Source organism: Parabacteroides distasonis ATCC 8503 (assembly GCF_000012845.1).
GTDB classification, from domain to species: domain Bacteria; phylum Bacteroidota; class Bacteroidia; order Bacteroidales; family Tannerellaceae; genus Parabacteroides; species Parabacteroides distasonis.
Map to the genome: position 1 here is coordinate 2,271,941 of NC_009615.1, position 22,902 is coordinate 2,294,842.

The window sequence follows — 22,902 nt, forward strand, 5'->3', positions numbered from 1 at the left end:
CAATTGAGAATTGAGAATTGAAAATTAGAGGATGAGGAAGTCGTATACATATCGTTCGCAGGCACTCCGTTTCAGAAGATGGAGCCGGAAGGCGTATGCGGCTTTCATCAGTATACAGAGGGCTGTTACGATCGGACAATTATCCTTTTCCGTAGCCGATCGCTTCGAAAAAAAGAACCAGTCTTTACATACCGGTATCGGTACGTTCACGGACGGATTTTTCGAAGAGGATAACGAGGAGAGGGAGAATACCGAGGAGAACAAACGGAGCCTCGCGGTATCGCATGGACTGTTTACGGCATTACTCCCGGTATTGGTATCAAATGAGATCGCTCATCCGGCTCATCGTGTAGCTCACTATACATTATATAATATAGTAAAGGCGGGAAGTATTCTTTCGGATACTTTCCGCCTTTCTTATTTCCATCCGGTTGTAGAGACGGGACGTGCCCCGTCTCTACAACTGGGTATATATATACACGGAATTATTAAATGAGAGAAAATGACAATAGAAGAAGCAAAGCAGCACATCCTAGAGGGTGGGAAGATTACTGAGGAACAGGCTTTAAGCTTGGCGAATCACCCGGACAAAGAGGCGCTTTACGAGGCCGCCCACCAAATCACCCGCCATTTTATGGGGAATAAGTTCGACACTTGTTCCATCATCAACGCCAAAAGCGGTAATTGCAGCGAGGATTGTAAATGGTGCGCACAATCGGGACATTACAAGACCCTCGTAAACTTATATCCTTTGCTTCCGGCCAAGGAATGTGTCTATCATGCGGTATATAACCGGAAACAGGGTATCCGGCGTTTTGCCTTGGTGACTAGCGGTAAGCGAGTATCGGATAAAGAATTGGAACAGATCACCGATACGATCCGGCAAATCAAGCGGCAAAGCGATATTAAATGCTGTGCCTCCATGGGATTGCTAACCCGCTCCCAACTCCAATCGCTTTACGATAGCGGAGTGGAGAATTATCACTGCAATATCGAGACTGCCCCTTCCTATTTCCGTCAACTCTGTTCCACGCATACGATTGAGCAGAAGATGGAAACCATCCATACCGCCCGGGAAATCGGTTTCCGCATCTGCTGCGGTGGTATTATCGGCATGGGCGAGACGATGAAGGAGCGAATCGAGATGGCTTGTTTCTTACAGAAAGAAGGTGTCTTATCCATCCCTCTCAATTTATTACAGCCGATACCGGGAACTCCTATGGAGAATACACAGATCCTAGAAGAAGAGGAATGGCTAACAACGATCGCCCTTTTCCGCTTGATCAATCCAAACGCATTTCTCCGTTTCTCCGGCGGACGGGCACAATTAAGCGAGGTCACGCAACGGAAATCCCTACATATAGGGATTAACTCCGCGATCATCGGAGACTTATTAACGACTATCGGAAGCAAGGTAGAGGAAGACAAAGTCTTATTTACCTCCGAAGGCTATTCACTCACCGAAAACACCGATTGGGAAAAATGACAACAACCGAACTTTTACAATACGACCGGGATCATCTATGGCATCCCTACACCTCGACCATCGATCCACTTCCCGTCTATCCGGTATCCAAAGCGGAGGGCGTAACGATAACCCTTGCGGACGGCAGGGAGCTAATAGACGGAATGTCTTCTTGGTGGGCGGCAGTCCACGGATACAACCATCCGGTACTTAACGCGGCGGCTAAAGCCCAATTGGATAAGATGAGTCATATCATGTTCGGGGGATTCACGCACGAGCCGGCTGTCGAGTTGACCGCTAAATTATTACCGCTATTGCCCCCTTCTCTAGAAAAGATATTCCTAGCGGATAGCGGCTCGGTCGCCGTGGAGGTAGCCTTAAAGATGGCGATCCAATACTGGCAGTCCAAAGGCATACCGGGAAAACATACCTTCGCCACGATCCGTAGCGGTTATCACGGGGATACTTGGCACGCCATGTCGGTATGCGATCCGGTGACGGGTATGCATGGGATCTTCTCCGGAAGCCTACCCATCCAATACTTCATACCTCAACCTTCGGTCCGATTCGGCGAGGAATGGAGAGAGGAGGCCATGGCTCCCTTGCGGGATTTACTAGAGCGGCATGCCGACGAGATCGCCGCCTTGATCTTGGAACCGGTCGTACAGGGGGCAGGAGGCATGTATTTCTACTCCCCCACTTTCCTCGTTCGTGCCCGGGAACTTTGCGAGCGGTATAACGTCTTATTGATATTCGACGAGATAGCGACTGGCTTCGGGCGTACCGGAAAGTTGTTCGCATGGGAACATGCGGGAGTCGAACCCGATATCATGTGTATCGGAAAGGCATTGACGGGAGGTTATCTTACGCTTTCCGCCACGATCACGACAAAGCCGATAGCCGACACGATCTGTTCCGGCGAGGCGGGATGCTTTATGCATGGACCTACGTTTATGGGAAATCCCTTGGCATGCGCTATCGCTTCGGCCTCGATCTCTTTATTGATCGCCAGTCACTGGCAGGAGAAAGTGAAGCTTATAGAGGAGCAATTGCGGGCGGAGTTAGCGCCAGCCGCCAAGCTGCCTGAAGTCGCTGAGGTACGGGTATTGGGGGCGATCGGGGTTATCGAGATGAAGCATCCGGTGGATATGGCGGTATTGCAACGTCGATTCGTAGAGGAAGGGATATGGGTACGTCCATTCGGACGGCTGGTTTATCTCATGCCTCCTTTCGTTATCTCCACGTATGAACTATCCAGACTAACCTCCGGATTATTGAGAGTATTAACGCATAATTAACATATCTACAACCGGGTAATATATAGATATATGAAATCATATAACGAGCAACTTACGGCTTTACGAGCCTCCGGGAATCTTAGGCACCTACCGGAAGTCGAGCATCAAGGAATATGGATATTAAAAGAGGGAATGCGTATGCTGAATCTCTCTTCCAACGATTATCTTGGATTAGCCAGCCGGCAGGATTTACAAGAGGAGTTTCAAGCATCCACACAAGACCGCTTCTATCCCTACTCCTCCTCATCATCCCGCTTGCTGACGGGTAATTTCTCCGTCTATACGAAACTGGAGAAACAGATCGCCCGCTCCTTCGACCGGGAAGCCGCATTGATCTTCAATAGCGGCTATCATGCCAACACCGGAATCCTCCCGGCCTTAACCGATAAACAGACCTTATTACTCGCCGACAAGCTGGTGCACGCCAGCATCATCGATGGCATCTTGTTGAGTGGCTCCCCATTCCTCCGTTACCGCCACAACGACTATGACCAACTGGAACGCCTCGTACAAAAGAACGCCTGTCAATACGAGACGATCATCATCTTGACCGAAAGCATTTTCAGCATGGACGGGGATGTAGCGGATTTAAACCGCCTGATAGCTATCAAAAGGCAATATCCCAATATCCTATTGTACGTAGACGAGGCTCATGCCATCGGAGCCCGTGGAAAGACGGGGCTAGGTATCGCCGAGGAACAAAGTTGTATCCAAGAGATCGATCTATTGGTCGGTACTTTCGGCAAGGCGTTAGCGTCTATGGGGGCCTATTTGGTTTGTTCCCGTACGATACGGGAATATCTGGTCAATACGATGCGACCGCTCATATTCAGTACGGCCCTGCCACCGTTCCAAATCGCATGGACTTCCTTCATCTGGGAGCAACTCCCCTCGTTCACGAAGGAACGGGAGAATCTTCTAGCATATAGCCGATTGCTGGCGGAGGCTTTAACGGGCAAAGGAGGCGAGATCAGCCAAAGCCACATCATCCCTTTCATTGTGGGAGAGAGCGAGGATTGCGTACGGAAAGCGGAAGAGCTACAACGAAAAGGCTTCTACTGCCTCCCCGTTCGCCCGCCGACAGTGCCCAAAGGTACCTCCCGTATCCGCTTCTCCCTTACGGCAAACCTCACAATAAAAAATATTCATCAACTGATTGTAGAGACGGGGCGTGCCTTGTCTCCCACCGGGACATGCCCCGTCTCTACACCCCCGGATAGATAACTGGATAGATAGTATGTATATAGATAAGATAATAAATAAGCTATCCCCTAGTCTGATCCTCTGTCTCGCCGGCTGGTCCACCTCGCCGGAGCTTTTCCGCCATCTGGAAGTACCGGAGCAGACAGACCTATGGATTGCCTACGATTACAGGACGCTCGCATTCGAAGAGACATTCGCCCCCTATAAAGAGGTACATCTGGTCGCTTGGTCTCTAGGCGTATGGGTAGCCACCCGACTCTGGGCAGGCCACCGATCCTTTACCACGGCGACCGCCCTGAACGGTACCCCTTTTCCCATGCACGATACGCTAGGCATCCCGACCGCGATCTTCGAGGGAACCCTCCATCATATCAGCGAGGAAGGTATGCGTCGCTTTAACCGCAGGATGTGCGGAGACAAGGAGACATTCAATTGCTATTCGGAACTCTCACCACGTCCGCTGGAGGAGATCAAGGAGGAACTGGAATCTCTATATAATCAGATCCTCCCGGAAAAGCTCGAATCAGCCGATCCGCGGATATCCGCCTTCTGGGATCAAGCCATCCTGTCCACCGAAGATAAGATATTCCCGGCAACCAACCTCCGGAACTACTGGCAAGGCCGTTGCCCCATCCAAGAGATCAAGGCGCCTCATCTTCCTTTTTACCACTATCAATCATGGAACGAATTATGGAAGTAATCGAACAAGAACGGATCCGCCGGCGTTTCAGCCAAGCGGTGAATACATACGACGATCACGCGGATGCCCAGAAACGGATATGCGCCCATCTGGTACAGCTATTGACCGTATACACCTCCTCTCATTTCCGCAGGGTGCTGGAAATCGGTTGCGGAAGCGGCGGATTCACCCGTTTATTAAAACAAGAATGCCAAATCGAGGAATGGGTACTCAACGATCTTTGCGAGACTTGGCAAAGCGCCATCGAGGAGTTGTTTCCTTCCGCCACTCCTCTATTCTTGGCCGGTGATGCCGAGCGACTGGCTTTTCCCGGCACGTTCGACTTGATTGCCTCGGCCTCCGCCCTGCAATGGATGAAAGACCTTCCACGTTTCCTCCATAAGCTATCGTCCACCCTATCGCCCGGAGGCATGCTGGCTTTCAACACCTTCACGCCAGACAACCTTCACGAGATCAAGGAACTGACCGGAGAAGGGCTCACCTATCCTACCGCCGGACAATTAAGGGAGTGGTTATCCACCTACTTCCAGATCGTCCATGAAGAGGAAGGAAATATCGCCCTGACCTTCCGGCACCCGCTGGAGGTGCTAAGACATCTAAAGTACACGGGGGTCACGGCCAACGCCTCTTGCGTCTGGACACGGGGAAAACAGGAACGTTTCTGCCGGGATTATCAAGAGAGATTCCCCTCGGCGGATGGTGGGGTCACATTAACTTACCGTCCACTCTATATCTTAGTGGTCAAAAGATAAAGGTGAGGTAGGTCGCCTCTTCCGAGGTATTGATCCTTTCACCTATATGATATGATCGTATCACAAGGGTGAAACGATCTTTTCACCTAGGTGATACGTTCTTTTCACAAAGGTGAAAAGATCAATAGCGCAGAAGAAAAGGAATAAATCTCTTAGAGACAAGGAGTAATATCCATAGAGACAAAAGATTAATCAAGCAACTATTTAAACAACAGAACAATGAACCATCAAACGAAAGAAAATGTATTATTTATCTCCGGCATAGACACGAACGTCGGAAAGACCGTAGCCACCGGAATGATCGCCAAGGCATTGGCGAAAGCCGGAAAGAAAGTGATCACCCAAAAGATGATACAGACCGGATGCGAGCACGTATCGGAGGATATCGAGGCACACCGCCAAATCCAAGGGCTCCCCTTTACCGACGAGGATACGCAAGGACTGACTTGTCCTTATATCTTCACCTATCCCTGCTCTCCTCATATGGCGGCGGCGAAAGATGGAAGACGTATCGATTTAGACACGATCACCCAAGCCACTCGGCGATTGCGAGAGACCTACGAGTATGTATTACTGGAAGGAGCTGGAGGACTGATGGTTCCGAACGACATGGAATCCCTCACGATCGATTATGTAAAGGAACAGGCGTATCCCTTGATACTTGTCACGTCCGGCAAGCTGGGAAGTATCAATCATACTTTGCTCAGCCTGTACGCCTGCGAACGATACGGCATCGAGGTAAAAGCCATCGTCTATAACCAATATCCAAGCATCGACCCACTGATCGAGGCGAATACCTTGGAGTATCTAAAGGCCAAATTCCCGGAGATCCCCTTAATCCTCCTTCCGGAAATGAAAAAGGGAAGCGAGGAGCTTCCCGATATTCGCCCGTTGCTATAACGCCCTATCAAGCCGGATCAGGAAACAGATCCAGTATTTTCTGATCCGCTTTTCTCCGGATCTCCGGTGTAATGCTATCCTTCACCATTTTCAATACGAAAGTCATCACCGCCACATCGTCCGTGAAGCCGATAATGGGGAGCACGCTCTCCGGGATCAAGTCGAAAGGCAATATAAAGTATCCTAAAGCCCCGATTATATAAGCCTTATGTTGAAGAGGTACCTTTTCATCCTGCAACATATAATACAGCGTGAAGACAGGACGCAATACCGTAGCCCCCACTTTCTTCGCTACCCGCTCTATCTTCTTCCAGAAACTCTTCTCCGAGAAATAAGTCCCATATCTTTGTATCTCATGTACTTCCTCGAAAGGAACATCCTCAATCTTTCTTGTGTCCATAAACGAATCCTATTAAATCATCTTTCACAAAGATAACAAGTAGTGTAGAAAAATTGCACATCAAATGAGGAAATATTACACAATGCCACCTCCACACCCGTATTCAAAGCTTTTCGTAATAATCTCATAAGAAAACAATTATAAAGAAATCTACAGGATTTATCACATCTGGCACGCCTTTTTCAGATAATCCTTTAGTTAGTATAGGTATTAATAAGACGTTTTAAACAAAAAGAGATGAGAAATGTAAAAACATGGGGCATACTATTCCTATGTCTACTTCTATTGCCCGGGGTAGCGTATGCACAAAAAAGACAGATCGAGGGAACGGTGATTTCCCAAGAGGACAAGGAGCCTCTGATAGGAGCGACCGTTATCGTAAAAGGGAGCCTGTCGGGAGCAGAGACCGATCTCGACGGGCATTTCACGCTGGAAGTTGATCCTGACGCCAAATTCATTATTGTCGATTACATCGGCATGAAGCAGACCCAAGTACCTATCCCGAAAAGCGGTATCTTAAACGTGGCTTTACAACCGGAGGCGATGAACCTCGATGAGGTCGTGGTAACCGGTTACGGTAACTTCTCACGTTCTTCCTTTACCGGTTCCGCCAACACTTTACGGGCTGACCTACTGAAAGAGATGCCGGTGGTTTCCATAGAACAAAAACTACAAGGCATGACCTCCGGTGTCAATATCACGGGAAGCTCCGGGCAACCGGGAGCGAACGCATCCATCCGTATCCGTGGTATGGGCTCGTTCAACGCATCGAACGAACCTTTGTTTGTGATAGACGGAGTTCCCGTCACCTCGGGAAACCTAAGTACCGGAAGCGGATCGGAGGCCTCCTACATGAACAATGCCAAGACCAACATCATGAGTACGATCAATCCCTCCGATATCGAGAATATCACGGTTATAAAGGATGCCGCCGCCGCCTCCCTTTACGGTTCCCGTGCGGCCAACGGTGTTATCTTGATCACGACCAAACAAGGATCGAAAGGACGTACCCGGGTCACGTTGAACGCTAGCGCAGGATTCTCGGACGCGGCGGTAGACTTCCGCCCGACCCTCAACGGAGAGCAACGCCGGGAACTACTTTATGAAGGCTTGGTTAATTACGCGCAAGACCAGATCGCCAAAGATCCCGCATCTTTCACCCAGACTCCGGAAGAGTACGCCAACGCCAATATCGGGGCATACACTTCTGTTCCCGCTTTAGGCTATACCGATTGGAAAGACGTGTTGATGAGACAGGCCGTACATCAAAATTATGAGGCTTCCGTTTCCGGTGGCTCCGAGAACACGACGGTCTACAGCTCCTTGGGTTATCAAAAACAAGAGGGTCTGGTGGAGAACTCATCGATGGAACGATACTCCGGACGCTTTAACGTACAACAAAAGATCGGCAAACGAGGCGAGGCCGGAGCGAACCTCATGTTCTCGCAAGTGAATCAAGAGATGAACGAGGAACGTACATCCAGTATCAATCCTTTCTATTGCATGGCAGTAGCCACTCCTCCCTCCTACCCAGTATTTAACGAGGATGGTTCCTACGCCAATACCTATCCCGGAACGAACGTAAATCCTTTGCGGGATATGCGTACCGACTATAACCGGGTTCGTATGACCCGTATCTTCGGTACGGCGCACGGTGCGGTAGAGATTATCAAAGGACTTAAATTAAAGGAAGTACTCAGCTATGATTATAGCATCCAAAAGGATGCCCGCTATTTCAACGCATTAAGCGGGGCGGGTCCCAAGAGCGGTAGCGATGCCCAATCGTCCAAAGGTTTTATCGAATACGGGAAATTGATCTCTTCTACCTCATTGAACTACGTGAGGACATTCGCCAACAAACATCATCTGGATGTACTAGCCGCTTATGAGGCGGAAAGTTTCCAGACAGATAAAGCCGCCGGTGAGAAAAGCAAGATGCCGTCCGACCAATTATTCGAGCCGGACAATGCCGCCGTTATAAACAGTTTCGTATCCTCTACACAGGATTATCGGTTGCTTTCTTATCTAACCCGCTTGAATTATGATTACGACAACCGGTATTATATCGCCGGAAGTTTCCGCCGGGATGGTAGTTCCCGATTGGCACCGGAGCATCGCTGGGGTAATTTCTGGTCGGTCTCAGGCATGTGGCATCTGGGAGCCGAGGATTTCATGAAAGCCGTAAAGCCGGTGTTGAGCGATGTCAAGATCCGTGCCTCTTATGGCGTGAACGGTAATCAGCCGGGATCTTATTACGGTTATATGGGTTTATATAGTTACGGAAAGAACTATATGGATAACCCCGGTTCGTATGAAAGCACACAAGCCAATCCCAATCTAAAATGGGAGAAGAACTATAATATGAACCTCGGACTAGACCTCGCGTTTATCGATCGCATCTTCGTAACGCTCGAGTATTACAATCGTGACACCAAGGATTTGCTTTACAACCGTCCGATCAGCGCCACGACCGGATTCCTGAACTATCTGGGTAATCTGGGGCAGTTAAACAATAAAGGTGTCGAGCTGGAGGTTCGTTCCTTGAATATCTCGAACGCAGATTTTAATTGGACTACGGTATTGAACTTGACACATAACAAGAATAAGATCGTGGCCCTTGATGGTAATCTCGATCAAGTGGTAGAAAGTAGTTGGTTTATCCGGAAAATAGGATTGCCATTCAATACATTCTATGTAAAGGAATTCGCCGGGGTAGATCCCTCGAGCGGAAATGCGCTGTATTATAAAAATACGGAAGACGAGAACGGCAATCTAGACCGCACCTTGACCCAAGATGTCAATGAGGCGCAAGCGGTTCCTTATAAACAAGTAGATCCGAAGATATCCGGCGGCCTTACCAATATCCTTTCTTATAAATGGTTCGACTTGGCCTTTACGCTCTCTTATTCATTGGGCGGCTATTCTTTCGACAAGACCGGTACGTATATCGAGACAGACGGAGCCAGCGAAGGAAACCGCAACCTGCCCATCTATGAGTTAGACCGTTGGCAAAAGCCCGGTGATATCACCGACATTCCCCGTTTCGTATTGGGACGCTCCGACAAAGTGAGCGGTGGTTCCTCTCGCTTCGTACATAGTACGGATCACTTGCGGTTAAAGAACCTGACGTTCGGGTTTACCCTGCCTCATAACTGGACCGATAAAGTCTTGCTGGATAAAGTCCGTGTCTATTTCTCCGGCAGCAACTTGCTGACTTGGGCGAAATGGAAGCAATATGATCCGGAAGTGCCCGTATCCGGCGAGGTATTCTGCGAGACACCGCCCATGCGAACCTTTAGCTTCGGCGTGGAAGTTAATTTCTAAACACAACAATTCATTCGATAAAAAAGAAATACAATGAAATGGTCAATTAAATATATCGTAAGCGCTCTTCCTTTCTTATTCACGGCTTGTTCCGGAGATTGGCTGGATCTGGATCCCTCCACTTCCGTAACCAGCGATAACGCTATTCAGTCACTGGAAGACGCTAAAACCGCATTAAATGGAATCTATCGCATAGCATCCGAGCATAGTTATTATGGAGACAACTACCTCTATTATGCCGACTGCCGTGGCGAAGACGTACAAGCTCGTATTGACAAAGGTCCCGGCAGACGTGTATCTCCGTACTATCTGTTCAACGTAGCCGCCGACGACGCTTTTAATATCACGAGAGTATGGAACCAACCCTATATCGTGATTCATCAAGCGAACAGCTTAATCGAGAAAATAGACAACGGTAGCGTCCAAACCTCCGACACGCAAGAAATCGCCCGTATAAAAGCAGAGGCGTTGGCTATGCGTGGCTTGGCCTTATTCGATTTAACCCGCCTCTTTGGCATGCCTTATACACTGGATAATGGGGCGTCCTTGGGTGTGCCCATCGAGATCAAGACGGAGTTGCCGACTCACCAACCGTCTCGCAACACGGTAGCCGAATGCTACAACCAAGTGATCAAAGACCTGACCGAAGCCTTACCCAACCTTGTTACAACCAAATCCGACGGTCACCAAAATGTATGGAGCGTGAAAGCACTTCTATCTCGTATCTATTTATATATGAACGACAACGAGAACGCCCTTAAATACGCTCAAGAAGTAATCAATAACGGAGGTCTTTATACCTTGTTCACGTACGATGAGTATACCTCCGTATGGGGAAAAGACTTCAATTCCGAATCCCTGTTCGAGTTCTACTTTACGCTTACCGAGCCTTCCGGCGGTAGTGGCGGAGAGGGCGCTCCCATGGTATATGCCGATAACGTGAAAGATTGGAACAATTTGGTCTTGACGAAAGATTTCTTGGATTTACTGGGTGAAGACCCGGATGATGTTCGCCATGCCTTATGCCGCTTACCTCAAAAACCGGACGAGGATATCCTTCCAACCGGTTCGACCGGACATCCTAAATATCTGGCGAAGTATCCCGGAAAAACAGGAGATGTATTGACCGGCAATCCGCAAGACAATGACCTATGCATCATCCGTCTGTCCGAGATATACTTAAATGCGGCCGAGGCAGCTTTCAAGCTAGGAAAACGTAGCGAGGCGTTAGGCTACCTGAATCAAATCGTAAGCCGAGCCAACCCCAATAAATCCGTTAGCGACTCCGAGCTTTCCCTAGAGAGAATCCTTAAAGAACGCCGCAAAGAATTGGTTGGCGAAGGACATGCGTTCTTTGATTACATGCGTAACAATATTCCGGTAATCCGCAAGGGCGGTTGGCATTTGCCGCAATTACCTACCGACGCACAGGTGATCAACGCTTCCGATCCCCGGGTAGCACTCCCGATTCCGCAAAGCGAGATCGACGCAAACCCGAATATCGTACAGAATAAACGGTAACCAACAAGAAAAAGGGGAATGGCATTAAAACCATTCCCCTTTTTCTTGTTTCGCTTATTTCTTTTTCAAGATCCGTTGCGCCGAATCCGACAGCACCACGATCGCACCGGCCAGTATCGCCGTATCTTTTATCACCAATCGCCCGGCCCCCGATAATAACGGGAAACCAAATTCCCCGCTGCCGAGATTAGGTACCCAGACCTCCGGAGTCGTGACCAAGAAGGACAACGTCCCGAACGTCATGATTATAGCCAACCCCGCTCCTACCAAACCGATCTTCGGCGAGAAAATGCCGAGGAAAGTCAAGATACCAATCGCCATGATCAAGATTCCCAAGCCACGAGAGAAGCCATACGTGTTATTCTCTTGATGCCACTCATGCTTCGCTTGATCGAACTCACCCTCTTTTAATTTATACGTCTTATATTCGGGAGCGCTTTTCGTATAGAAGAAACTCATGAAAGGGCTGTTCGCCACAAACGGAACGATGCCTTCCGCTTCATAATTCCAGAACTTCAAACCGCCGATCCACACAAATATGATCAAGATCGATATACGGATCAAATGAATACCTAGCTTCTGAGTAGAGGCCGCCACTTGCAAAAACGAGTAAAACAGGTCATTCAACTTTTTCATCTTATTATTTGTTTTATAGTATTGAACTTATACCGCAAAGATCGGTAGAAACACCTATCCCGTAAATGGCGATTTTACCGGATGAGTTAGCAATTATTCCCGTTTCTCTCTTTTCCGGTACTCAGAGACGCTTTCTCCCGTCATTTTCTTGAAAAAACGGCTGAATGTGGCTTGATCCTCGAAGCCCAAGATCTCCGTGATTTCCTTCGCGCTCTTCTGGCTATATAATAGCAATCGTTTGGCCTCAGCCTCAATTCGTTCGTGAATGATCCGTAACGGAGAAGGTAATCCGCAAGTCGTAAAAAGGTTGGATAGGGTTTTTGGGGAGCGATGCAGCATATCCGCATAATCTTGGACCATCTTCTTTTCCTTAAAATGGTTATCTACCAATACATAGAACTGGCGAACCATATCGAACGCCTTTTCCCGTTCCGGGCTTACCGAAAACTTCTCACGTGCGATCCGGGTGCACAAAATAATGAAACGTTTCAGTAAGATACGCAGCATCTCCTCTTGCAAATTATCCTTTATGGCGTACTCACTCGTTAGGCTGTCGGTGATATCGCGCAAAGAGGCAACTTGGGATTCGCTCAATTTCAATTGCATCACATTGGAAGTCCCGTTAAAAAGAAAACCATTACACGACACCTCATTGTCATGTCCGAAAATACAATAGAAGTTACTGTTAAACAGAAGGGTCAAGTACTCGCCATTGATCGCCTTGAACTCGATATGGTGCAAAGGAGTCAAGGGAATAATCTCACCTTTCACTAAGGTAGTCGGTACGTGATCGATCTCCAGTCGCAACGAACCGCTTTGTACCCAAATAAACTTGTAAAGCGTATTATCTTTCTGCAAAGCAAGGTTCGTGTGATACGAATCGGTCAACGCTATATTACCTCTTAAGCGAGTATTAAAAATATATTCCATAGATTTCTTCCGGATTTTAAGACGGATAAAGATAACAATATTATATAAACAAAAAGCGAAAGTTCACTTTATTCCCAGCAAACTTCCGCGTCACTAATCCCCAAAACACACTATACGAGTTATTTCGACTCTAATAAAATATCATCTACCAATTTCTTCAACTCATTCTTCGGCATAGCCCCTTGAACCATACTCGGTTCTTTCTTCATCGGTACAAACAATAAAGAAGGAATACTACGGATACCGAAAACACTCGCTAAATCCGCCTCTTTATCGACATTCACCTTATATACGTTGATTTTACCCTCGTACTCTTTGCTGATCTCATCCAAGATAGGAGACATCATCTTACAAGGGCCACACCAAGTGGCATAGAAATCGATAACCGCAGGTTTATCACCCTCGAACTTCCATGCGTTCGGGTTTGTCTCAAAGTCATACACTTTCTTTACGAAATCTTCTTGTGTTAATTCTGTTACTGTCATTTTATTTTCTGTTTTATTGTTATTATTCTTATTTCCATTACTAGCGTTCGCCATTCCTACCAAAAGACTTGCGAACAATACGGCACCGACCTTAATAAAACCCATCTTGAACCTCCTTTTTATTTATTACTTTGTCTTCTATTTACATTGCAAAGTTCATCTTATTTCCACGATTAAGAAATGGCCATATCGCCGGATAAGTTTGCAATACTTCCCGATCCCCATCAAAAAAGTATAAAATAAGTTTTTTCAAGATAAATGCCGAACCTTGCTAACAAGATCCGGCATATCGTACGTTCTTTATCTCGCAAAAACTCAACGACCTACAAATGCAACTGCAAGCCGATAGAAACCGGATGCACCTTCGGACCTTTCCCATTTTCAAAGAGGTCGATCGGTAAGTACTTGGCGTAAAGACCGATCCAATCCCAACCGGCTTGAAATAAGAAATCCATAGTTACCGGACGGATATTCATACCGGAACCCATTTTCTCTTTGTGCTTTTTACCGGAAGCGTCATTATATACGATCTTCGAGGAAGAACAAGTCTTGATCACACCGACTACACCCGCAGACAAGAAGAATTCACTCGAACGCTTTTTAGGTTGCCATTCCAATAACAACGGAATGGTCAGACTCGTGATATTCAACTTACTCGCTTTCAACGTAACACCCTCAGGAGCCGGACGCAAAGCCGTAACACCGTCTATCTCCTTGAAATACTCATTCGTATCTATCCGGTAACGGCTCCAACGCATACCGGCACCGATCACCACCGCCCAACGATACCGAGAGAACGGGAACGCTTTTTCCAATACATTCAAATTATATTCCAATGAGTTTCCACTACGAAGGGAGACTCCGTCTACATCATTTACATGTAAACTCCCATCCGCGAAGTTCGCGAAGCCCATTCCAAAACCGGCCCAATGCGGATTGAAGTCCTTATCCCAAGTAGGCACAGGGATATTGATAGACTTCACGTGTTTACGGCGTTCATAGCTTTGTCCGTCCCGGTAATGCCCTTCGAAGATCAACTCGTCGTCCACGGAATCACCATCCTCGTCTACCTCATACACCCTGACTTTCATGCGATCGCCATTATCTTTCACCTCGATACGTTTTCTCTCAAGGGTGATAATCGTATCCCCAGCCAAAGGCTCAACCTCAGCGGCCATCAACCCGATTACCGGGAAGCAAACCATTAAGACTAAAAGTATTCTTTTCATCTTCCTATCTGTTTTGTTTGTTTATAAATCTTTCTTCGTAAATAATAGCGTGATTAAATCATCACTATCCAAATCTCCCTCAATGTACACCAAGGTTATTACCCCTTTCTTGCTGACCTTAAAAAGGACAAAACGGTTGATATCTGCTTCTACGCCCTTCAACTGGTAATAAGCGGAGACTACCCCTCCATCGTCCGTCACCTCTTTGATCTTCCGGGCCCCTTTCTGGTCCGCTTCCAGACATTGGCGGGTAAACCGCAGGGCTTCCGGATCATCTTTGATCGTAATACTCTTATAACGAGTCATGCCATACGTTTCCAACATCTCGTTAGACAACTCCACCATCGTGACATTACGTTTTTTGCCATATCGTTGAAAGACTTCCTGAATCTTCAAGTCTTTCTGTGTCTCGGCAGCCGAGACACCACAAGGCATTAAGCAAAATACCGCCACCAGCAACCATAACATGTATTTGAACCGTCTCATATTTACAGTATTTTTATTCATTATCATCAAATAAAGAACGAAGCTCGTTCAATTGGTTATCAATAATCATACGGTCGGCCTCATCACGATCCGCTTCCGGAAAGTACTCATCCGCAGGTGTGGCCACCTCCTGCAAAGCTTCCAGCGCCATGGAGCGAACTTTATGAATATCCGTATAACAACGACCGTTTATAACGACATAATTATCCGAGCAGAAGCAAGGATCTACCGGATTCAACAGATGGTTAAGCCCCAAAAGCAGCAAGAAACTGGCGGCGATACCGGATACCAAATACAACACGGATCGTAAAGTAAACGTCTTCTTTTCCTCCACCTTTTCCGCATCCAGCATAAAAAGGATATCCTCATCAATCGGAATCAATGCCTCATCCGGCTGTCGCTCCTTCCGGCTCTCTTCCTCCAAATAGGTAAACATAGGCGTATAGACCGCCAACCTGTCCGGAACATTCCCGGAAGTAAAGAAGGCTCGAAGTTCCCGCTCTTCTTCCGAAGAGGTTTCTCCTTCAAAATATCGGTTTAATAACTCGTCTATGTCCATTTCTCTTGTTTATTTAATTGTAAAAACTGTTCCCGTATCTTTTTCCGAGCCCTTGAGAGATTCACCCGGACATTCTCGACCGGTGTAGCCGTGATCTCCGCGATCTCGGCTAACTCATAGCCTTCTATATCCTTCATCCGGATAATGGTTTGCTGCAAAGTGGGCAACTGGGCGATCAAGCGCCGTATGCACTCGGCGGCATCCTTTTGCTCCAGTTGTTCGTCCGGGCTTACCGCTTCCGATATCAATGTAACGCTCTCCAACTCCGATCCCTGCGGCTTTCGCAACTTTATCTTATCCAATGAGAGATTTTTCGTAACCTGCATAGCCAGCGCCTCCACGCTATGGTAGGCATCCAGTTTTTCCCGGATATACCAAAGCTTTATGAATGCCTCTTGCACCACATCCTCAGCATCGGCTGCGTCCTCAACCAGTCTCCGGGAGAAATTCAACATCTTCTGCCGGAGAGGTAGTACGGTTATTTTAAACGTCTCAAGTTCCATTTCTATAATCAAGACGACAAAGGAAGAAAAACATATCATGGAAAATTAACTTATTTGGAAAAAACTTTGCCTGTCACCCGTTTGTTTGTAATAGAAAACTTAAACGTTATGAAACTAAAAGTATCATTTACAGCCATTTTATTCATGAGCTGCTGCTTATTCCTCACCGTAGGTTGCCAACAAAAGAAACAAGGTTTCGATGACAAATCGGTCTCTCAAGCGATTCAAAAGGTGATCCAGATAAAATATCCGGGGGCGACCATTACCGATTACGATAAAGATGCCGCAGGTGTAGAAGTCGACATCAAGGATAAAGGCGTTAAGAAAGAGGTTCTGCTCGGCAAAAATAACGAGTGGCTAAGTACGAAATTCGATATCCATGCCGAAGATGTTCCCGTAGACATCATGGATAACCTAACAAATTCGGCTTATCATGAATATAAGATAGATGAGGTGACACAAATAGACAAGCCTTCGGGAACATTTTACGTATTCAAACTAGAGCATGAGAACAATGAGGTTCGTCTCACGTTTAACTCAGAGGCCCAATTATTGAAGTAGAACGATACTGAATCTTTTCTTATTCCAGATTTTTATCAGAATATTTCAGTAGCTTTGTGTGATTAACAAGCTAGCCTATGAAAATTCTGGTAGTCGAAGATGAAAACGCACTGAGAGAAGTTATCGTTCGTTCTCTTGAAAAAGAACGATATGTGGTAGAGAGCGCTTCCTCTTTCCGGGAAGCTTCTCTTAAAATAAATGATTATGATTACGATTGTATCGTATTGGACATCATGCTTCCGGGAGGTAGCGGCCTTACCCTTTTGAAGGAATTAAGGGCCTTACGCAAGAAAGACAGTATCATCATTATCTCCGCAAAAGACTCTATCGAGGATAAAGTTACAGGATTAGATCTTGGGGCCGATGATTATCTGACCAAGCCTTTCCATCTGGCGGAATTGAACGCCCGCATCAAGAGCGTTATCCGCCGCAAGCAACAAGATGGGGAATTGCAACTGTCTTTAGCGAACCTAACGATATATCCCGATAAACATTCCGTCTATATAAACGGGAAAGAGATCGTATTGAACCGTAAGGAGTTCGATCTGCTCTACTATTTCATATCCAACCCCAACCGTTTGATCAGCAAAGCTACTTTAGCCGAGTCCGTCTGGGGAGATTATATAGACCAAGCCGATAATTTCGACTTCATCTATAGCCAAGTAAAAAACTTGCGAAAGAAATTAAAAGCCGCCGGAGCCATCCCCGAAATAAAGGCGGTCTATGGCTTCGGTTACAAAATGACCGACGAGGAATAAATATGAAGCTAATCCATTACACCCTCCGCAATTTATTTGTCCCCATATTGGTCATTTTCGCCGCTTGGGGATGTGTTTTCTGCCTTATGATTCTACATGAGGTAGAAGACGAGACAAATGACAGCCTTGAGAACTACAAAGAGATTATCATCCGCTCCGCCTTAGCGGACAGCACATTGCTGAAAGATCATGTGGATATCATGACCCGGTACTACATTCGTGAGGTTCCGGAAAGCGAAGCGAAACTAGATAAGGACGAGTTCTACGATACTACGGTATACATAGAGATAGAGCAAGAATACGAACCGGTTCGTGCCTTACGCACTTATTTCATGACAAAAGATCGTAAATTCTACGAACTGACGCTGGAGTTATCCACCTTAGAACAAGAAGATATGATCGAGACGATTATCTGGAGCATGGCCGTCTTATATATCGCATTGATAAGTTGTATCTTATTCGTGATCCATCGAGGATTCAAAAGAAGCTTTAAGCCTTTATATAAGCTATTAAGCTGGCTGAAAAGTTTTCAAGTAGGCAAATATAATCCTCCATTAAACAACCCTACACCCATCGAGGAATTTAAGATATTAAACGAGACCGTTCAAGAAAGCGTCAACCAGAGCGACAAGCTATACAACAAACAAAGACATTTCGTAGAGAATGCCGCCCACGAGTTACAAACTCCATTGGCCGTATGCATGAACAAATTAGAATTATTAAGCGAACATCCAGATTGCACAGAAGATCAACTGAAAGAGATCGCTGGCTTGCATCAAGCGTTGAACGGCATCATCCGGTTGAATAAATCCCTCCTATTACTTTCTCGGATAGATAACAAACAATTCCCCGAGACCCGGGATATTTGCCTAAATCATCTTATCCATAAGATATTAGAAGGAATTAATGACATATACGAAAGAAAAGCTCTCCACTTACGAGTTTCAGAAAAAGAGAGTTTGGTATGCACCATGAATGAATCGCTGGCCACTACGTTAATCACCAATCTCATTAAAAACGCCTATGTCCATAATTACGAGAAAGGGGATATAGGAATCACGATCTCTCGTCGTATGCTTACAATCGCAAATACGGGAATCGACAAAACCCTTGATAAGGAATTATTATTTGCCCGTTTTGCCAGCCAAAGCAAACAACAAGAATCGACGGGCCTTGGGTTGGCCATTGTCAAATCAATAGTCGATCTATATTCGATCCGGATAGATTACCAATACGCAAATGGCATGCATACATTCACATTATTATTCTATTAACGGCCGAAATTCCCAATTTTTTCCAAAATGCATCCTTTTCTTTGCGGTATAATAAAAAACAAGGCATATGAAAAGGATCAATTATTTACTGATAGTCTTATCATTATTATCTGTCATGGCTTGTGCCGGCAATGATAAGATCACGAGTGACACCAACATATTGCCGGTTTCCAGCCGCCAATTCATATCGGATCATTTTAAAGACATCCCAGTATCGCATATCCAAATAGAGAAAAATCTGATCCGGATTAGCAGTTACGACGTGATCCTCACGGACGGGACCAATGTTGAGTTTAACCATAAAGGAGAATGGAAAGAGATTAAACGGCATGGGCTCCCTATCCCGCCAGCGATCATTCCGGAGGTAATACAAGACCTTATCAAGAAAAACTATTCATCGAATAAGGTTGTTAAAATAGAAAAAGAGATACGGGATTATGAGATAAAGCTAGATAACGGTCTTGAGATGACATTCGACTTAAAAGGGAACTTGATTGATATCGATGACTAATAGACACTCTAAGATAAGTATTAATATATTTTTAATTAAAATCAATCGTATGAAAACAAAAGCATTCATAATGGCAACTTTGGTTTGCAGCTCATTCGTATTCATGTCATGTGATGACGATGATGACAAATTCACACCTGAGAGTATTGTAACAAAAGCCTTTGACACAAAATATCCGGATGCGCAACGTGTCAGTTGGGAGAACGAGGCAGGCTATGTCAAAGCAGAATTTTACACCGGTTCATATGAGGCTGAAGCGTGGTTTGATCCGCAAGGCAACTGGATGCTGACAGAGACCGATCTTCCTTACAACGCTTTGCCCCAAACCGTAAAAAACAGTTTCGAGGCAAGCCTATACGCTAAATGGAAGATAGACGATGTAGATATGCTAGAACGTCCGGACGCTGGTACCATTTACGTTCTCGACGTTGAAAATGGCGAGCAAGATGCAGACCTACATTATACGGAAGGTGGTATTCTCATCAAGGAAGTAACCGATGGTAACGGCGACAACGAGCATCGTCCCTCTGTTACCCCCAGCGCTATTAAGGAACTCATTTCAGAGATGTATCCGGGAGCGACAATCCTTGAGATAGATACGGAGACAAAAGGTACCGAGGTGGATATCCTTCATGAGAATATCCATAAGGAAGTTTGGCTGGATACCCAGAACAAATGGTTATATACGGAGTGGGAAATACGCTCTTCCCAAGTACCCGATATCGTGATGACCGCATTCAAGGCCTCCGCATATGCCTCTTATCAAATCGATGATATCCATGTCATTCAAAAAGCGGAAGGACTCTCTTATGAGTTCGAGCTGGAGCAAGGAGACCGAGATATAACAATTCTTTTTAATGAAGAAGGGATCTTAGTCTCTCCTACCCATTAAAAAAAGGCTCTTTATCGCAGTACTACTGCAACCCACGTGCAGTATTGCCGCAACCGCCGTGCAGTAGTACCGCAAAAAAACCTCTTGAACTATATCGGAGTGGATGGATAAGGAAAGAATTACTGAAAATGATATTTCTGCCACGTATAGACTTTCGGTTCAATGAGATACGGCTCTATTTTCTCACGAGCCTCTTGGCTCAGATATTGAGGAGTCGTATAAATGGCAGTCAAAGTCTGATCATCCGGACTCAATCGATATTGAATTAAATCCATATCCAAATGTGAGGCGGCCTCTTGATAGGCTTCGTCTTTCTTATCTATTCCCTGCTTGATATACCAATCGGAAGTTGGCTGCGTGAATAAATCGGATGTTGCCAAAGGCTCCCAATTGGTCGTGAAAAACTCGATACGGCTATCCGGAACCGGGCCGTTTACCGTAGAGATCATACAAACCACGTAGGTATTGTTTACCAAGGGAAGTAATTTCATCTCTACCGTGCTACGCTCCGTAGTCTGTAGCAAAAGGTAATCGTTCGTTAGCTTTTGCAAGGTAGAAAAGCCATTCATCGTATTTTTCAGCCGGGATTCTTTTCCTGAAGTATAAAGATCCACCAAATCCTTTCGCCAAGCGTGCTCCAATTGAGGAATGTATTGGTCTGGCATTGCCGTGAACACACTTGTCATATCTTGTGCGTTCATTCCCAACGCAAAGACACAGATCAACAACGTAACTATAACTCGTCTCATTATCTAATTTTCTATTTTGTCCCCAAATATAGGAATATCATTCCTAACAACACAAGGAATAAGTCGATCGCCTTGTTCTTTAAGTTTTTTTCATGGAAGAAGATGGCTCCCGCCAAGAATGTCACCAATACGTTACTCCGACGTACCATCGATACGATCGAGATCATAGAATCCGGGAATGTCAAGGCATAAAAGTACACCCAATCCGCCACGCATAAGAATACGGAGATAAAGATGATATTCCATCGCCATTGGAAAGGCGTGCTCTTTTTCCGGTTCGGATACCATAGAAACAACAGGATAAATGACATGATAACACATTGATAGACATTAAACCAGACTTGTACCGTCATTACATCCATACTACGCATCAAATGCTTATCATACAATCCGCTCATCGCTCCGGTCAAGATAGACAGGACCGTGAAGAAGATCCATTTATTATGGGCAAAATGAATCCCCTCTTTCTTCCCCGATGAGGAAAGGAGATAAAAGGAAGCGATAGAAAGCAAGACTCCGACCCATTGAAATAGATTCAGCCGTTCCCCGAACAGAAGCATCGCACCCAGTAATGTAAGCACGGGCTGGCTGGCCTTGATCGGCCCGGTTATCGTCAGCGGCAAATGTTTCAAGGCAAAATACCCCGATATCCAAGAGGATAAGACGATCACCGCCTTTATCAATACCTTCAGATGGTCCTCCAAAGAGGCACGGGGTACATACACCATCGTCCCGTCCAAGCAATCCGTATAAAAAGAGAGCAAGATGAACGGGACGAAAATCAAACTGCTTATGAGCGTATTGAAGAATAAAACGGGAATAACGGCATTCCCATTTAACGACATTTTCTTATTGACCTCATAACAACCTAACAAGAAGGCGGAGAGGAAGGCTAGAGCTAACCACATGGTTTAATCCTCCACTGGAAAGAGTTCTTCCGGGTACGTGACGTCTACCAAGAACAGGGCGTGTCCCGGCACGGAGGTTCCGGCCTTGCAACGATCCTTTGCCTCAATCACGTTTCGGAAGCCGTCTATCGTTAAACGTCCTCTTCCGACTTCCAATAAAGTACCAACGATCGCACGCACCATATTACGAAGGAAACGGTCTGCACGGATCGTAAACACCCAAATATCCCCTTCTTGCGTCCAACCCGCATGTTGGATATGGCAATTATTCGTCTTTACATCCGTATGCAACTTACTGAAACTCGTAAAATCGATATAATCGAATAAGACCTTACACGCCTCGTTCATCGCCTCGAAATCCAAACGACCGGGAAGCTTATAAACCAGCTCGTGATTAAACGGGTCTTTCTTTGTCGTAACATAATATTTATAGGTTCGCGAGGTAGCGTCGAAGCGGGCATGCGCCTCCGGTACGACCGGCACGATCTTATAAACGGCGATATCTTTGGGCAGGAGCCTATTCAATTTTTCCGCGAGGAATACCAAATCCCCGATCGGTTCCTCCCAATCAAAATGTGCGATCATCAAGTGGGCATGTACGCCGGCATCGGTACGGCCGGCCCCCACAATAGGCACGGGCGTACGCATCAAGATGGCCAAGGCCTCCTCTATAGATTGCTGCACCGTCATACCATTCGGCTGGATCTGCCAGCCCCGAAAATTCTTTCCGTTATATCCCAGATATATAAAATATCGTCTCACGCTTATGCTCTTTACTTTCTCTTTTCTAAAATATGGCACAAAGGTACAGAAATCCTGCCAAGCCGTTGCCCGAATGGGCTAAAAAGTTTAATTTTG

At 46.2% G+C, this 22,902-nt stretch carries 25 protein-coding genes; 14 read left to right on the plus strand and 11 right to left on the minus strand.

What is annotated here, in order from left to right; genetic code table 11:
* Nucleotides 1-31 precede the first annotated feature (31 nt).
* The 7 genes from BDI_RS09570 (at nt 32) to bioD (ending at nt 6,318) form a co-directional block, all read left to right on the plus strand.
* Nucleotides 32-496: a hypothetical protein gene (locus BDI_RS09570; protein ID WP_011966628.1), complete on the plus strand. Its 465-nt coding sequence runs from the start codon at nt 32-34 to the stop codon at nt 494-496.
* Between the two features lie 6 nt (nt 497-502).
* On the plus strand, nt 503-1,486 hold the full coding sequence (bioB, locus tag BDI_RS09575) for a biotin synthase BioB (protein ID WP_011966629.1): 984 nt from the start codon (nt 503-505) through the stop codon (nt 1,484-1,486).
* The gene (gene bioA / locus BDI_RS09580) at nt 1,483-2,763 is read left to right on the plus strand and encodes an adenosylmethionine--8-amino-7-oxononanoate transaminase (RefSeq protein ID WP_011966630.1); all 1,281 of its coding nucleotides are present in this window, start codon (nt 1,483-1,485) and stop codon (nt 2,761-2,763) included. The genes bioB and bioA overlap by 4 nt, the downstream gene beginning before the upstream one ends.
* Nucleotides 2,764-2,793: 30 nt before the next feature.
* The gene (locus tag BDI_RS09585) at nt 2,794-3,987 is read left to right on the plus strand and encodes an 8-amino-7-oxononanoate synthase (protein ID WP_011966631.1); all 1,194 of its coding nucleotides are present in this window, start codon (nt 2,794-2,796) and stop codon (nt 3,985-3,987) included.
* 13 nt (nt 3,988-4,000) lie between these two features.
* The gene (locus BDI_RS09590) at nt 4,001-4,666 is read left to right on the plus strand and encodes a DUF452 family protein (RefSeq protein ID WP_011966632.1); all 666 of its coding nucleotides are present in this window, start codon (nt 4,001-4,003) and stop codon (nt 4,664-4,666) included.
* On the plus strand, nt 4,657-5,418 hold the full coding sequence (gene bioC, locus BDI_RS09595; protein ID WP_009275807.1) for a malonyl-ACP O-methyltransferase BioC: 762 nt from the start codon (nt 4,657-4,659) through the stop codon (nt 5,416-5,418). The genes BDI_RS09590 and bioC overlap by 10 nt, the downstream gene beginning before the upstream one ends.
* A 219-nt stretch (nt 5,419-5,637) precedes the next feature.
* Nucleotides 5,638-6,318, plus strand: a complete 681-nt coding sequence (gene bioD / locus BDI_RS09600) for a dethiobiotin synthase (RefSeq protein ID WP_009275806.1) — start codon at nt 5,638-5,640, stop codon at nt 6,316-6,318.
* Nucleotides 6,319-6,325: 7 nt separating this feature from the next.
* Here bioD and BDI_RS09605 read toward each other — a convergent pair whose 3' ends face one another.
* Nucleotides 6,326-6,718, minus strand: coding sequence for a YkvA family protein (locus BDI_RS09605; RefSeq protein ID WP_005854762.1), 393 nt, complete (start codon nt 6,716-6,718; stop codon nt 6,326-6,328).
* Nucleotides 6,719-6,955: 237 nt separating this feature from the next.
* Here BDI_RS09605 and BDI_RS09610 point away from each other — a divergent pair, with 237 nt between their 5' ends.
* Nucleotides 6,956-10,042 (plus strand): SusC/RagA family TonB-linked outer membrane protein, encoded by a 3,087-nt coding sequence (locus tag BDI_RS09610; protein WP_008773400.1) that lies wholly within the window; start codon nt 6,956-6,958, stop codon nt 10,040-10,042.
* 33 nt (nt 10,043-10,075) lie between these two features.
* Nucleotides 10,076-11,563, plus strand: a complete 1,488-nt coding sequence (locus BDI_RS09615; protein ID WP_011966633.1) for a RagB/SusD family nutrient uptake outer membrane protein — start codon at nt 10,076-10,078, stop codon at nt 11,561-11,563.
* A gap of 54 nt (nt 11,564-11,617) precedes the next feature.
* On the opposite strand, the gene BDI_RS09620 is transcribed toward BDI_RS09615, so the two are convergent.
* The 7 genes from BDI_RS09620 to BDI_RS09650 all read right to left on the minus strand — a co-directional run bounded on the left by BDI_RS09620 (nt 11,618) and on the right by BDI_RS09650 (nt 16,430).
* Nucleotides 11,618-12,199 carry a DUF417 family protein gene (locus tag BDI_RS09620; RefSeq protein ID WP_005864846.1) on the minus strand — a complete coding sequence of 194 codons (582 nt, stop codon included), beginning with the start codon at nt 12,197-12,199 and terminating at the stop codon, nt 11,618-11,620.
* Between the two features lie 93 nt (nt 12,200-12,292).
* Complete coding sequence (locus BDI_RS09625; protein ID WP_011966634.1) at nt 12,293-13,129, minus strand: helix-turn-helix domain-containing protein; 837 nt, start codon at nt 13,127-13,129, stop codon at nt 12,293-12,295.
* Nucleotides 13,130-13,248: 119 nt separating this feature from the next.
* Nucleotides 13,249-13,719, minus strand: a complete 471-nt coding sequence (trxA, locus tag BDI_RS09630) for a thioredoxin (protein ID WP_005854752.1) — start codon at nt 13,717-13,719, stop codon at nt 13,249-13,251.
* A 218-nt stretch (nt 13,720-13,937) separates the two neighbouring features.
* Nucleotides 13,938-14,843 carry an outer membrane beta-barrel protein gene (locus tag BDI_RS09635; protein WP_011966635.1) on the minus strand — a complete coding sequence of 302 codons (906 nt, stop codon included), beginning with the start codon at nt 14,841-14,843 and terminating at the stop codon, nt 13,938-13,940.
* 21 nt (nt 14,844-14,864) lie between these two features.
* Nucleotides 14,865-15,329 (minus strand): hypothetical protein, encoded by a 465-nt coding sequence (locus tag BDI_RS09640; RefSeq protein WP_005854747.1) that lies wholly within the window; start codon nt 15,327-15,329, stop codon nt 14,865-14,867.
* Between the two features lie 13 nt (nt 15,330-15,342).
* Nucleotides 15,343-15,888, minus strand: coding sequence for a hypothetical protein (locus tag BDI_RS09645; RefSeq protein ID WP_005864833.1), 546 nt, complete (start codon nt 15,886-15,888; stop codon nt 15,343-15,345).
* Nucleotides 15,879-16,430 (minus strand): RNA polymerase sigma factor, encoded by a 552-nt coding sequence (locus tag BDI_RS09650; RefSeq protein ID WP_005854742.1) that lies wholly within the window; start codon nt 16,428-16,430, stop codon nt 15,879-15,881. Before BDI_RS09650 ends, BDI_RS09645 begins: the two co-directional genes overlap by 10 nt.
* Nucleotides 16,431-16,499: 69 nt before the next feature.
* Here BDI_RS09650 and BDI_RS09655 point away from each other — a divergent pair, with 69 nt between their 5' ends.
* The 5 genes from BDI_RS09655 (at nt 16,500) to BDI_RS09675 (ending at nt 20,387) form a co-directional block, all read left to right on the plus strand.
* Entirely contained in the window at nt 16,500-16,952 is a 453-nt protein-coding gene (locus tag BDI_RS09655) for a PepSY-like domain-containing protein (RefSeq protein ID WP_005854740.1), read from the plus strand.
* A gap of 77 nt (nt 16,953-17,029) precedes the next feature.
* Entirely contained in the window at nt 17,030-17,710 is a 681-nt protein-coding gene (locus tag BDI_RS09660) for a response regulator transcription factor (protein ID WP_005854737.1), read from the plus strand.
* Between the two features lie 2 nt (nt 17,711-17,712).
* Nucleotides 17,713-18,984 (plus strand): sensor histidine kinase, encoded by a 1,272-nt coding sequence (locus BDI_RS09665; RefSeq protein ID WP_008780170.1) that lies wholly within the window; start codon nt 17,713-17,715, stop codon nt 18,982-18,984.
* A gap of 67 nt (nt 18,985-19,051) precedes the next feature.
* Nucleotides 19,052-19,495, plus strand: a complete 444-nt coding sequence (locus tag BDI_RS09670) for a PepSY-like domain-containing protein (protein WP_005854734.1) — start codon at nt 19,052-19,054, stop codon at nt 19,493-19,495.
* 49 nt (nt 19,496-19,544) lie between these two features.
* On the plus strand, nt 19,545-20,387 hold the full coding sequence (locus tag BDI_RS09675; protein WP_008780169.1) for a PepSY-like domain-containing protein: 843 nt from the start codon (nt 19,545-19,547) through the stop codon (nt 20,385-20,387).
* A 119-nt stretch (nt 20,388-20,506) separates the two neighbouring features.
* Here the strand turns inward: BDI_RS09675 and BDI_RS09680 are convergent, their stop codons facing one another.
* From BDI_RS09680 to truA, 3 genes are read right to left on the minus strand one after another with little or no spacing between them, the layout of a single operon-like run.
* Nucleotides 20,507-21,136, minus strand: a complete 630-nt coding sequence (locus tag BDI_RS09680) for a DUF3256 family protein (RefSeq protein ID WP_008780168.1) — start codon at nt 21,134-21,136, stop codon at nt 20,507-20,509.
* A gap of 11 nt (nt 21,137-21,147) precedes the next feature.
* The gene (locus tag BDI_RS09685; RefSeq protein WP_005854727.1) at nt 21,148-22,044 is read right to left on the minus strand and encodes a DMT family transporter; all 897 of its coding nucleotides are present in this window, start codon (nt 22,042-22,044) and stop codon (nt 21,148-21,150) included.
* Nucleotides 22,045-22,047: 3 nt separating this feature from the next.
* Nucleotides 22,048-22,806 carry a tRNA pseudouridine(38-40) synthase TruA gene (gene truA / locus BDI_RS09690; protein WP_009275803.1) on the minus strand — a complete coding sequence of 253 codons (759 nt, stop codon included), beginning with the start codon at nt 22,804-22,806 and terminating at the stop codon, nt 22,048-22,050.
* Between the last annotated feature and the right edge of the window lie 96 nt (nt 22,807-22,902).

Coding starts and splice junctions, on each gene's coding strand:
- BDI_RS09570 (WP_011966628.1), top strand. CDS start 32: ATGAGGAAGTCGTATACATATCGTTCGCAGGCACTCCGTTTCAGAAGA.
- bioB (WP_011966629.1), top strand. CDS start 503: ATGACAATAGAAGAAGCAAAGCAGCACATCCTAGAGGGTGGGAAGATT.
- bioA (WP_011966630.1), top strand. CDS start 1,483: ATGACAACAACCGAACTTTTACAATACGACCGGGATCATCTATGGCAT.
- BDI_RS09585 (WP_011966631.1), top strand. CDS start 2,794: ATGAAATCATATAACGAGCAACTTACGGCTTTACGAGCCTCCGGGAAT.
- BDI_RS09590 (WP_011966632.1), top strand. CDS start 4,001: ATGTATATAGATAAGATAATAAATAAGCTATCCCCTAGTCTGATCCTC.
- bioC (WP_009275807.1), top strand. CDS start 4,657: ATGGAAGTAATCGAACAAGAACGGATCCGCCGGCGTTTCAGCCAAGCG.
- bioD (WP_009275806.1), top strand. CDS start 5,638: ATGAACCATCAAACGAAAGAAAATGTATTATTTATCTCCGGCATAGAC.
- BDI_RS09605 (WP_005854762.1), bottom strand. CDS start 6,718: ATGGACACAAGAAAGATTGAGGATGTTCCTTTCGAGGAAGTACATGAG.
- BDI_RS09610 (WP_008773400.1), top strand. CDS start 6,956: ATGAGAAATGTAAAAACATGGGGCATACTATTCCTATGTCTACTTCTA.
- BDI_RS09615 (WP_011966633.1), top strand. CDS start 10,076: ATGAAATGGTCAATTAAATATATCGTAAGCGCTCTTCCTTTCTTATTC.
- BDI_RS09620 (WP_005864846.1), bottom strand. CDS start 12,199: ATGAAAAAGTTGAATGACCTGTTTTACTCGTTTTTGCAAGTGGCGGCC.
- BDI_RS09625 (WP_011966634.1), bottom strand. CDS start 13,129: ATGGAATATATTTTTAATACTCGCTTAAGAGGTAATATAGCGTTGACC.
- trxA (WP_005854752.1), bottom strand. CDS start 13,719: ATGGGTTTTATTAAGGTCGGTGCCGTATTGTTCGCAAGTCTTTTGGTA.
- BDI_RS09635 (WP_011966635.1), bottom strand. CDS start 14,843: ATGAAAAGAATACTTTTAGTCTTAATGGTTTGCTTCCCGGTAATCGGG.
- BDI_RS09640 (WP_005854747.1), bottom strand. CDS start 15,329: ATGAGACGGTTCAAATACATGTTATGGTTGCTGGTGGCGGTATTTTGC.
- BDI_RS09645 (WP_005864833.1), bottom strand. CDS start 15,888: ATGGACATAGACGAGTTATTAAACCGATATTTTGAAGGAGAAACCTCT.
- BDI_RS09650 (WP_005854742.1), bottom strand. CDS start 16,430: ATGATATGTTTTTCTTCCTTTGTCGTCTTGATTATAGAAATGGAACTT.
- BDI_RS09655 (WP_005854740.1), top strand. CDS start 16,500: ATGAAACTAAAAGTATCATTTACAGCCATTTTATTCATGAGCTGCTGC.
- BDI_RS09660 (WP_005854737.1), top strand. CDS start 17,030: ATGAAAATTCTGGTAGTCGAAGATGAAAACGCACTGAGAGAAGTTATC.
- BDI_RS09665 (WP_008780170.1), top strand. CDS start 17,713: ATGAAGCTAATCCATTACACCCTCCGCAATTTATTTGTCCCCATATTG.
- BDI_RS09670 (WP_005854734.1), top strand. CDS start 19,052: ATGAAAAGGATCAATTATTTACTGATAGTCTTATCATTATTATCTGTC.
- BDI_RS09675 (WP_008780169.1), top strand. CDS start 19,545: ATGAAAACAAAAGCATTCATAATGGCAACTTTGGTTTGCAGCTCATTC.
- BDI_RS09680 (WP_008780168.1), bottom strand. CDS start 21,136: ATGAGACGAGTTATAGTTACGTTGTTGATCTGTGTCTTTGCGTTGGGA.
- BDI_RS09685 (WP_005854727.1), bottom strand. CDS start 22,044: ATGTGGTTAGCTCTAGCCTTCCTCTCCGCCTTCTTGTTAGGTTGTTAT.